Source organism: Bartonella sp. AP258QHHD (assembly GCF_042196145.1).
Classification (GTDB): Bacteria; Pseudomonadota; Alphaproteobacteria; order Rhizobiales; family Rhizobiaceae; genus Bartonella.
In genome coordinates, this window is record NZ_JBHIPR010000043.1 from 94,461 (window position 1) to 105,242 (window position 10,782).

Here is a 10,782-nt window from a genome sequence, read left to right on the forward strand (position 1 = left end):
ATAAGCCATTAATTTTCTTCATTTCAAGCAATGTTTACATTAAAGGCGATCCAATAAAGAAAACCAACGCATTGCTAAAAATATAAGCGGATAACGCAAAACGCGTCCCCCCGGAAAAGATGAAATCTTTAAGTCTTGGAAATAGGAAAAACGTTCATATTTTCCAGTTAACCATTCTGCGTATAATTTTCCCACGAAAGGAGCCAGCATAACGCCATGCCCTGAATAACCACCACAATAAGTTATCCTTGAGAAAAGTTGGCGAACATAGGGCATGCGTTCAACTGTGATGGCAACCGTTGCTCCCCACCGATGGCTTAAATTGATAGAATGTAATTGAGGATAAATTTCAACAATTTGCCGTTTTATACGTTCATCTAAATTTAGAGGATGCTTATTATCATAACTTTCTACACCACCAAATAAGAGACGATTATCAATGCTTTTGCGAAAATAGCGAACCATAAAACGGGAATCATCAACCGATTCCCCCCCTATAAGAATTGAACTATGCTTTGGTAATGGGTCCGTTGCTCCAATATAAGAGCGAATAGAAACAATATTTTTCTCAATAAAACGCTCCAGACCAAGTTTATACCCATTTGTTGCAAGTAAAACATGCTCTGCTGTTACACTGCCTTTTTCTGTTATTACTTTCCAATGTGCTCCCTTGCGCCTTATGGTCGTTACTTGTGACTTCTCATAAAGCTTAGCACCAGCATCTTGTGCTCTTTTTGCCAACCCAATAATCAATTTTAAGGGATTTATATGACCGGTATCCGCATCATAAATACCACCACAATAAAAAGTTGATCCAAGTCGCTCAAATGTTTCAGCCTTATCCATAAAAGTAAGCGCGTGATAGCCATAACGCTGCATCGCCTCAATATGCCGTTGATAAGAGAGAAGCTCACGCCTTTTATGAGTTACAGAAAGCTGTCCTCCTATCAAATCACACGGACAATTAGGCATTGCGCATAAAGCTAAAATATCTCTTTTAGCTTCTTCTGCCAAATCAAACAGAGCCTTACTCCGCTCAAAACCATACTTTTTTTCTAATGTTTCTACCCATTGCCGTTGCCCTGTTCCCAGCTGTCCACCATTGCGCCCTGAAGCACCATCACCAAAACGTGATGCTTCAAATAAAACAACATCTACTCCAGCCTTGGCTAAATGATAAGCAGCCGAAAGACCCGTAAATCCGCCTCCAATAATGACCACATCACACTGTCTGTTTTCACAAAAAGAAGGATACGATGGACGTTCTCTTAAAGCATCTTCATACCAAGAAATTCCTGGAGAAATTGAATTATAATCAATCATCGTCATAAAATTTAAACATTCAGCAGGAGATATTCACGCTCCCACGGACTGATTACTTCCATAAAAGTTTCAAACTCTTGGCGTTTGATTGCAGCATAAGTACTGACAAACACATCCCCTAAAATAGCACGTATCACTGTATCTTGTTCAAACAAATTGACTGCCTCAATGAGTCCACGCGGCAACTCAATATTATCAGCGTTTACATTATTTGTCGCTGGCTCATCCGGCTCAATTTTTTGTTGCAAACCAATAAGACCACACGCTAAAGAAGCTGCAAGAGCTAAATAAGGATTCGCATCTGATGAAGGAAGTCTATTCTCAACACGTCGCGCTTGAGGAGCAGAACGGGGAACTCGAAAAGCTGTAGTACGATTATCATATCCCCATCGCAAATTAACAGGAGCCGAATTATCAGGGACAAGACGTCGATAAGAATTCACATAAGGTGCAAGCATCACAAGTACCCCTGGCATATGTTTTTGCAATCCACCAATAAAATGGCGAAAACAGATACTTTCTTCACCATTTTCCTGTGTAAAAATATTCATACCGGTTTTCTTATCAACAACCGATTGGTGAATATGCATAGCAGAACCCGGCTGCCCTTGAATGGGTTTTGCCATAAAAGTTGCATACATATTATGTTTTAGTGCTGCTTCACGAATTGTTCGTTTAAACATAAAAACTTGATCCGCTAACTCAATAGGATCACCATGACGTAAATTAATTTCAAACTGACCTGCTCCTTCTTCATGAATGAGGGTATCAATTTCCAATCCTTGTGCCTCTGAAAATTGATAAATATCATCAATCAAATCATCAAATTCATTAACACCAGCAATGGAGTACCCCTGTCCACCACCAATTGAACGCCCAGAACGACCAACCGGTGGAACTAACGGATAATCAGGATCGGGATTTTTTTGTACCAAATAAAACTCAATTTCTGGTGAAACAACAGGGCTTAAACCCATTTTTGTGTAAAAGTGAACCACCGTTCGTAAAACATTGCGTGGTGTGTAATCTACAACCTGACCATTTTGATACACAAGATCACAAATCACCTGTGCCGTAGGAGCATCTTCCCATGGAACAATGCTTAACGTAGAAAGATCAGGCTCAAGGCGTAAATCACCATCTGCTTTAGGATATTCAAAACCATGACCATCTTCCGGATAATCCCCTGAAATTGTTGCCATAAAAACTGCTGAAGGCAATGCCAATGATGTTTCCGATGTAAATTTTTTAGAAAGCATCATCTTGCCCCGTGGTACCCCTGCTTGATCAGGCGTAATACATTCAATATCCTCTACCTTACGGAAAGCAAGCCATTGTGAAACTTGTTCCCAATTGTGCACACCACGTAAACTTTTGAGAAAACGAGAAACAGGTTTAAAATTCTTACTTTTCGTTTGTTTACCATTTTTTACATCCATAACATACCAACTTTAAAAACAATCAAGTCCTATTCTTATTGTATCAGCCCATGCATAAACGACACGAAAAAAAATTATCAACTGATATTTTTGAAGAATACTATAAGATCCATCAAGGTAAAAGAACTTTGCGCTCAAAAAGCTATCCTATCATCATAGTGAAAAAATTGATATTGCACGCGATACATCGGTGCGAACCTTCTCCTTATATAAAACAGCGAGAAATACCATATTGTACGTAACCTAATTCCGATTCAAATAATCATATATAAGCAAACATTGGCGAGAATAATAAAGGCGAGATATTTAATTTCCTTTTGGTTGTAGCAATGCTTAATTAAAAGAAAAGAAACTTTTCTTTTAATATGAAGCAAGTTTTGTAACTCTATTGTTATCCACGTAGAAGTAAACACCCTAGGATGGTGAATAGCCTTTACAGCTGTGCTTACAAATACTCACCCCGCCGTAATATGCGTAAATGTATTTTCAGGATAAGACATACGCTCAGCATTTCCAATATGAAACTTAACCATCGCCTGCATAATAGAGCTATCAACCTTGTTCTGAGCGGATGGTACAAACTCTGCACTTATATCAATTTCCACCGCTTGACATTGCTCTTCGCACACAATATTTAGAGCTGAGAATCCAGTAGAGCATACCAAATCCAATAGATAGGAATTTTTGCTAATTGCGCCATGCGGGATCCAACATCTGATAGTCTCCAGCCCACTAGGAGATGTGTTGTTTATATCTAAAAAGCCAAAAAATCAGGATATGAGAACACAATAATATCAATTTCCTTTGAACTAACGTCCTTTATCGTCGGTCTTCCACCATCGTAAAATCTATTTTGTATCAGTTTCTTTCACATACTTTGACTTATGATCTCGTGATACTGTGCAGATTGAGTACACATCCCCAGAGCCCAGATTATAATTAAGTTCGTACCATTCTGCTCTTTTATAGAGCTAATATTTGAAAATAAATAACCATAATCTTCAGATATAATACGCCTAGATTCAATAATTACCGTAAGCTTATGTAAATCACAACCCAATTGTGACAATGCCTCATAAATTTTACGAGAGTATTCATCATTGACCGTCACGGCATCGCAGAACGCTGTGGAAGTCGGATATCCCCGCCTAAACTGATAAAACTTTTTTGATCCTTCAATGCGTAAATATCCTTTCCAGCCTTAGTTAAGGTGGATACTATTAACTCAGTCGAATTCAAATTAGAGCCCACATGAAAAGGCGCCCCATTAAGCCTAATCCTATTGGATTCTAGCAAAGATAATGCGGCACGTAACTCCGCCGCAGTCATACCAAAACGCGATCTATCCCTGTTTGCCAGTACATGGCACAATCTCAATGAGATTTTAGGTAGTATATCAAAATGGCGTGCAAGAGTGATGATGTCATGTAATTCGATAATATTATCACACTGGATATTTATATGTTTTCTAATAGGATAACTCTATCTCTTCTCGAAGTTTTACAGGGATATTAAAAAATGTATCTCTACCTTTAAAACCATCTTTTTGCGCTAATGATATCTCATAACCAGACGCAAATTCCAAGTCCCAGCAACATAACAATGATGCCCCGCACGTCCATTAAAATACCCTGCTTTTTCTCGCCCTAGGCATCCATAGCCCGACCACGTAAAACAGGATACCAATTGCAATATCAGACCATAAGGCTGCAAGAGAAAGTTCTTTTATATTTTTATCTTTACATTGCCTCTTAAACAAGCTCATCTGTTCATATAATGAGTTATATGTATAATACATATAACTTCTACAAAAGGAGGATTCATTATGTTCCGTGAAAATCTTTGGTAATACACTCGGATAATTGGATCACCAGTCGCCCGTCAATAATATAGTGCGCGTTAAGAAATTGGGGGAGATAAGCTATGCAACTCGTGGATCATCCTTTTGTGAAATTCGATCAACTCAAGCTGATTTACAACTTCACATATCCGTTATTTCGCACTATTTCAAATGAATTTTACGATTACCTAGACTTTAATAAACTAGCGCACAGTAAGCAGATTCCACAAGCGCATACTATTTCTCTTTATTTGCATATTCCCTTTTGTGAAACCATCTGTTCCTTCTGTCCCTTTCAGAAAGGGGCCTACAAGCACGTTAAGCAAATCGAATCTTATATGTCAGCGCTTACCACAGAGATCAGAAACAAAGGAAATTTCATTCGCTCGCTTAGAGGGCCCATCCGCAGCATCTATATAGGGGGCGGCACACCGTCGCTTTTGTCTGCAGATAATATCCGCCACATCGGAAAAGTATTGCATGCCGAATTTGAGCTCTCTTCCTTAACTGAGCTTACACTGGAAAGCGAACCGAAGAGCGTTACACGTGATAAACTTTATGCTGCCCGTGAGATCGGCGTTAACCGGATCAGCTTCGGTATACAGAGTTTCATTGAGCGTTTCCGATCATTGTTTAACCTCACCTCAACACGTGAACAAATCAACAATACCGTAGCTTGGTCACAAGAGATAATTGGACATGTCGGTTTAGACCTACTATATGGCATGCACAGCCAGCAAGCCGAAGAACTATTATACGATTTGAAGCAAGCCAGCAACCTCTATGCAATTAACAATCTGGCTATCACGTCGCAACTGCATAAGTCTTACGCACAAAAAGGGCTAAAGCCATCCAGCCTACAGCATCGACAGATGCTTCGCTTATTTAGCGACATCGTTATGCGCAGCTGCGGCTATGCGCCGTGTAATGGGCATTCCTATATCAAAATTGCCAATAACACTCCTCTAACGCTCGCTAAAACGAGTTCAGCTAATTATTTCCGCTATCACAAATATTTGCATGGTTATCATGACGATTATGTGGTTGGCTTCGGGGCGTCAGCAATGTCGATTCTCGGCTCACTCGTCACACGAGCCAATCCCAGTCGAAGCGGATACATTACCGACATACAACTTAAAGGCAAATCCAAAGTATACTACAATTGGGTATCAGCAGAGCAACAAGCCTCCAAGGCTTTGTGTATGAGGCTACCTTATAACGGTTATGCCAAAAAAGAAAGAATTGACTGGACCGCACTCCCCTCTTTCGTATACAATAACCTACAACAGCTCATAGGTGCAGGTCTCATCGCAGAAAGTGATAACAATCTCCAGCTGACTCAGCGTGGTTGGCAATGGTATTCCAACCTTATGTATTTTCTTCTACCTCAGGCAGATAGGAATATCTTGGACGGCTATGTCGCAAACATGCTGAATACAACCGCCGTACTTGATGGAACAGTGGAAACCTGTGTGGCATCTTAAGGAGAACAGAATGTTCACGCTTTTTTCCAACAAGAACATACGCTATTTTTGCCTAACCGTTAGTCTGCTCGCCTTACTCAGCGGTGCTTTGCGCACTGCCATCCCGCTATTAGCAAGACAATCTGGATATGGCGTAGTCGGAGTAAGTTGGGCGCAAGGTCTCTTCTCATTAGCGTGGCCAATTTTCGGCATCCTTGCAGGCGTTTTACTTGATCGCTGCGACAAAATAAAACTTGCCACCTCAGCTCTCTTCATCTTCATGCTACTGCATATTGTCCTGTTCATACTACTTATGATACAGATTACTCCAGCCGAACAAATTTTCTTCTATGCAACCATTGCTGGATTCATCGTCGTTTCTGCCGAAGCTTATATAATGACGATTCCACCACTTATCATGGAGGGAGAGCGATTGATGACCTTCTACTCTATTGTCTTGTTTTTAGATTTCGGGGTCTCCTATTTTCTTGCCCCTGTCATAACAAGCAGCATTTTAGCGCATAGCACCCTGCTATTTCTCGGCCTTTTAATCGTGCTTTTTATCGCATTGATTTTTACCGCTCGCCGTGCTGTTCCGACATCGCCAGCACTTGATAAAGAAAACATCACTTTCCGTTATATCATTGCCGGCTTTCGTTTCATTTTTTCAAATCGGCATCTTACCTCCCTTACATTACTCACATTCTTTCTATCGGTGGTATTTGGAGCATTCCTAACCTCATTCATCTTCTTCGTTACCGACAGTCGGTATCTGGGCCTACATAGCAGCCAATATGGCGTGATGTTTGCGGCCTACGCGCTTGGAACAATGGCAGGCGCCCTATTTGCACCGCGTATACGCTATGCACCGGTGCGCCTAGCTGTTCTCACTGACGGTTTAGGAACGGTTGTCTTGCTGCTGATTCCAGCCTTTTCAAAAAGTGCTGTCGTCGTATGGGGCGTCACCTTTATCGCTGGCGTTGGAGCAAGCTTATGGTTTATTGGTGTTACCGCCTTCAGGCAGCGCCTCACACCAAAGCAACTTCTCGGGCGAGCTAATTCTGCTTTTCGAGTGATAGGCTATGCTGGAACGCCGGTCGGAAGCTTTTTGGTCGGCGTCCTTGGTTCTTTTATATCATTGCAGTTTGCTGCCACCTTTATCGCTGGACTACTATTGGTGGCTATCGCGATAACGCTTCCATTTCTTTGGCAGGCTGATCATATAAACACCCCCAACCCTGCCACGAGGTAACAGCTGCTTTTAAAAAAAGACACGGTCAAAAAAGGCACACATACCCTATTACGCAATCGATTGATTTATTCTTTGGACGAGAAAATTATCACCATAATGGCTGATAGAGCCAGCGGCACTATAGAAGCAGCCAAACAAACGCTAAAGACAAAACAGCCCCTTTACGTTGCATTGGGCGATGATCCAACGCCTATATGAAGGATGCAGAGAGCTTATAGCGTACGGAGCGCGATTCTTAACTAAAAACTCCGCCCTAGCAATACCCCCTTATACTCCATCCATCACTCGCTGGACATCAAATACCTCACCCCTTTACTGCTCCTCAAAATACATTTTGCTTCACTTACGCGCCGTATTCTTCCTTTGTAATTAAAAGAGCATCCCTCCTTTCCTCATTTAGGATCTCTGCCTACACAATGCAGCAACAGATGCGACCATATATGCAATCACGCCTTAGAACCTGCATAGTAGAAAGCTTAGTTCGAGAGATTCATAAAGCCTATATCCCAATAAATTTTCCACCCAATCCACCTTTTAAAAGGGCGGCTTTATATAAACCGTTAGAGCAAGCTATGAAATCCTTAGGTGTATTAGAAATAATTGACGGTTTTTACCTCAGACCAATGTTGATTGACTTTTACTCGTGCATATACGCAAGCGGTGCTACTCTTTTCTTAGATAGAAAGGACATAATCGTTACCATCTGACCTATTATTGTTTGAAAATAAAGAAAAAGTATCAGTGCAACTGATGATATTGAAGAGCTATCTCATTATGTAGCTGTACTTAATTACGGCATTGGGAAGCTAGTCACGTAATCACCCCCTTCTGCGCGCGCCTTCTGCATGATATTCATAAGATTTTATTACGCGGTAAACGCGGTACGTCCAAAAGCCTTGGCGAATTTCGCAAAGCACAAAATTAGCTTGGTGGTACACAACTAAAGACAGCGTCATTCGTGCCGCCCACTCTTACCACAGCCCCCACTCTCTCTACCACCATCCCCCCCGCTTAGAATCGCGCCAACTCATCACCAGTGCCTCGTTAAACACCACACCAGTCTCAAGGGCGGTAAAATGCGCCTTGCCGCATTTAATCTTCAGCATTTCTTTAAGGCGCAAATCAAAATCGCTATTCGTTCCTTTTGTTTCCAGTACAAAATAAAGCTTTTGTTCGCCATCCCTCTCTAAAAAAACCGCCCAATCAGACGTATAAGAACCAATGGGAATGGTTATTTTAAAACTTCTTGGCAGTTTAAAAAACAATCTTACATCAGAGTCATTATCGAGATTTTGCGCAAACTCTTTCTCAATACGGCTCTCACAAATCACATGATCATAAACACTTTTCTCATTGACCACCGCCGGCCATATGATAGCCTTTTCCGACCTAATTTTACAGATGTGGGATCAATCTTATTATGATGCGCACATCCAGAGATTATTTTATCCTCTGCATTAGAACCAAAAACATGAACAATACGCAGAGGCTTCGGTAAGAAGGCCAACCGCTCAATCTCAATCTACACGAAAATGCATGTGCAGGCGAATGCCCCCCATAATATGCAATATTTCAAGCCCGTCCATAGTGGTACCCCTTTTAAAAATTGTGCCTATGGCTTATAATAATCTCCAAAATATACATTTAGCCCTTGTCTGAAATAACTCAATTTTGGATTGATGAGAACGAAAACGCGCTGCGATAATCACGTTGTTCAGCCCTCATGACCGGCAAAAGGGCGCCAATATTCCTGTACCACCAACGACTAACTAACGGTATTTCTTATCATTTTTGACCATATCCTCCACCCTTATTATTTTAAAATTTATACATTTCATCAACAAGATGTGCGCAGCAAGCCCGTACATCTTCGCTGTTCAGTCTCCATGTACGGCCTGCGTTCTCAGACACAAAATCATCTTTAGCCGAAGCAACTTGATATTGCAGAGCTTGTCTATAAAGCGTATGCACAACTGGTACCCCATAAACATCGTATAGTATATAAAAAACACAATAAAGTCAATATGTTGTTTGCAATTATTTTATAAGAATCTACTTAAGAATCCATACTTTTATACGTGATTCATTTGACCATTTTTTATATAAGATTGCCATGTATGAATAGACCATAAAAAGCAAATCATAATGTAAATATTATAACGCATGTAAACGTTCATATGAAATGAAAAGCCGATATCATTCATAACAGTTCATAAATTTTATGATACGTTTTTATCACAGCACAAATCACATTGTTTTAAATTTAGTCGTTTGAAAATATCGATAACATACGTTTAAAGATCACATCTTGTTTTAAAGATTGGATTGTTAATCACATAAAAGAGCAAATTAACATTCGCCAAAATTGGCGAGCGCAAAATAGAGAGCTGTCATAACAGCATCATCATAACACCGAACATTTTAAAGATTGCATAAAAGGATTTAAAGACAAGATCGATTTTATAACCACGGTATTTTTTTACCGAGGTAGGAAATAAAGGTCATGAAATTCAAAATGCTATATCTTATGAAATGAAAAGCCTTTTAATGAATAGATTGCAGGCTAGTCTTTAAGAATGGAACTATTCGCTTCCACAAAAAAATGGAGGCAAATAATGCCATGGCAGTAGAATAACTATCTACTTTAGATTTGGTACTAAAAACATTTTAAAAGTTATAGTTTAAAAATACGAAACCAAATGAGCTCTTTCCAAATTTGGGGGCAGCTATTAAGACAAAGATAAGCAAACAAACTTCAAAACCATTGTAACATCATAAGGTATGGGTTTTTACTTAATTTTGAGTCAAAAGCTGTAATGTTTAAAGAATGCTCTATTCTAAGATAATGCCTCCAAAAATGGACCGGCTAATATTTAAAGAAATTAGGTTTTAATGAAAAGTACAAATACGCTTATGAGAACCTCTTTAAATGCACGTTTAAACGTTTGAAACATAAGATGAGATCTTTATAAGAAACGTTAAAACGTTTTTTTATAACAGTTATAACTTAGTTATCATTTGCTCTTAAAAACGTTTCATTTATGAGAAAACTAAGATTTAGCTTTCACAGCAGAGCAAAATCTTAAAAACCTTACACTTTATAAAAGCGTTTGTTTATTTATCTTATGAAAAGCTGCTTTTAAAAACCAACGCTTCCAAATGTAAAAAGAACGTTTTTTGCAGATATTTATTGAATATGCATTTGCTTTTGATTGGATTGTTAAAGCTACCGAGCATTTTGATTTGTTTGATACGTTTGATAGCCATAACAAGCGTTTTATAGGCTCTCTCATTCAAATGAGTGATTAAAGATCATACGCACATTTACGTTTCTTTTGATAAGTTTTCATATCTCTAATAGAGCGCTTGCAATATGATACGTTTTGTATATATGCATTCATTACTCCATTGTGGATGATTCATTTTAATCAATAAGAAACGCTATTTGAAAGCCGCGTCATATCA

At 39.5% G+C, this 10,782-nt stretch carries 10 protein-coding genes; 3 read left to right on the forward strand and 7 right to left on the reverse strand.

What is annotated here, in order from left to right; all coding sequences use genetic code 11:
- Nucleotides 1–39: 39 nt before the first annotated feature.
- The 5 genes from ACFIMM_RS04445 to ACFIMM_RS04465 form a co-directional block, all read right to left on the reverse strand.
- Nucleotides 40–1,323 carry an NAD(P)/FAD-dependent oxidoreductase gene (locus tag ACFIMM_RS04445; RefSeq protein WP_375682568.1) on the reverse strand — a complete coding sequence of 428 codons (1,284 nt, stop codon included), beginning with the start codon at nt 1,321–1,323 and terminating at the stop codon, nt 40–42.
- A gap of 11 nt (nt 1,324–1,334) precedes the next feature.
- A complete protein-coding gene (locus ACFIMM_RS04450; protein WP_273790377.1) occupies nt 1,335–2,762 on the reverse strand; it encodes a glutamine synthetase family protein in 1,428 nt (475 codons plus the stop codon).
- A 455-nt stretch (nt 2,763–3,217) separates the two neighbouring features.
- The gene (locus ACFIMM_RS04455) at nt 3,218–3,514 is read right to left on the reverse strand and encodes a class I SAM-dependent methyltransferase (RefSeq protein WP_375629834.1); all 297 of its coding nucleotides are present in this window, start codon (nt 3,512–3,514) and stop codon (nt 3,218–3,220) included.
- Nucleotides 3,515–3,869: 355 nt separating this feature from the next.
- A complete protein-coding gene (locus ACFIMM_RS04460) occupies nt 3,870–4,235 on the reverse strand; it encodes a hypothetical protein (RefSeq protein ID WP_375629837.1) in 366 nt (121 codons plus the stop codon).
- 78 nt (nt 4,236–4,313) lie between these two features.
- A complete protein-coding gene (locus tag ACFIMM_RS04465; protein ID WP_375629811.1) occupies nt 4,314–4,475 on the reverse strand; it encodes a hypothetical protein in 162 nt (53 codons plus the stop codon).
- Nucleotides 4,476–4,685: 210 nt separating this feature from the next.
- Between ACFIMM_RS04465 and ACFIMM_RS04470 the strand changes: the two genes are divergently transcribed.
- Entirely contained in the window at nt 4,686–6,086 is a 1,401-nt protein-coding gene (locus ACFIMM_RS04470; RefSeq protein WP_375682555.1) for a coproporphyrinogen-III oxidase family protein, read from the forward strand.
- A 10-nt stretch (nt 6,087–6,096) separates the two neighbouring features.
- Nucleotides 6,097–7,317 carry an MFS transporter gene (locus ACFIMM_RS04475; protein ID WP_375682554.1) on the forward strand — a complete coding sequence of 407 codons (1,221 nt, stop codon included), beginning with the start codon at nt 6,097–6,099 and terminating at the stop codon, nt 7,315–7,317.
- 992 nt (nt 7,318–8,309) lie between these two features.
- Here the strand turns inward: ACFIMM_RS04475 and ACFIMM_RS04480 are convergent.
- Nucleotides 8,310–8,678, reverse strand: coding sequence for a hypothetical protein (locus ACFIMM_RS04480; protein ID WP_375682553.1), 369 nt, complete (start codon nt 8,676–8,678; stop codon nt 8,310–8,312).
- Between the two features lie 457 nt (nt 8,679–9,135).
- On the reverse strand, nt 9,136–9,288 hold the full coding sequence (locus ACFIMM_RS04485) for a hypothetical protein (RefSeq protein ID WP_375613550.1): 153 nt from the start codon (nt 9,286–9,288) through the stop codon (nt 9,136–9,138).
- 1,206 nt (nt 9,289–10,494) lie between these two features.
- Here ACFIMM_RS04485 and ACFIMM_RS04490 point away from each other — a divergent pair.
- Nucleotides 10,495–10,626 (forward strand): hypothetical protein, encoded by a 132-nt coding sequence (locus ACFIMM_RS04490; RefSeq protein ID WP_375631686.1) that lies wholly within the window; start codon nt 10,495–10,497, stop codon nt 10,624–10,626.
- Nucleotides 10,627–10,782: the final 156 nt, after the last annotated feature.

What these genes read in the sequence shown, in the direction of transcription:
- ACFIMM_RS04470 (WP_375682555.1), top strand. Translation starts at nt 4,686, where the DNA reads ATGCAACTCGTGGATCATCCTTTTGTGAAATTCGATCAACTCAAGCTG.
- ACFIMM_RS04475 (WP_375682554.1), top strand. Translation starts at nt 6,097, where the DNA reads ATGTTCACGCTTTTTTCCAACAAGAACATACGCTATTTTTGCCTAACC.
- ACFIMM_RS04450 (WP_273790377.1), bottom strand. Translation starts at nt 2,762, where the DNA reads ATGGATGTAAAAAATGGTAAACAAACGAAAAGTAAGAATTTTAAACCT.
- ACFIMM_RS04445 (WP_375682568.1), bottom strand. Translation starts at nt 1,323, where the DNA reads ATGATTGATTATAATTCAATTTCTCCAGGAATTTCTTGGTATGAAGAT.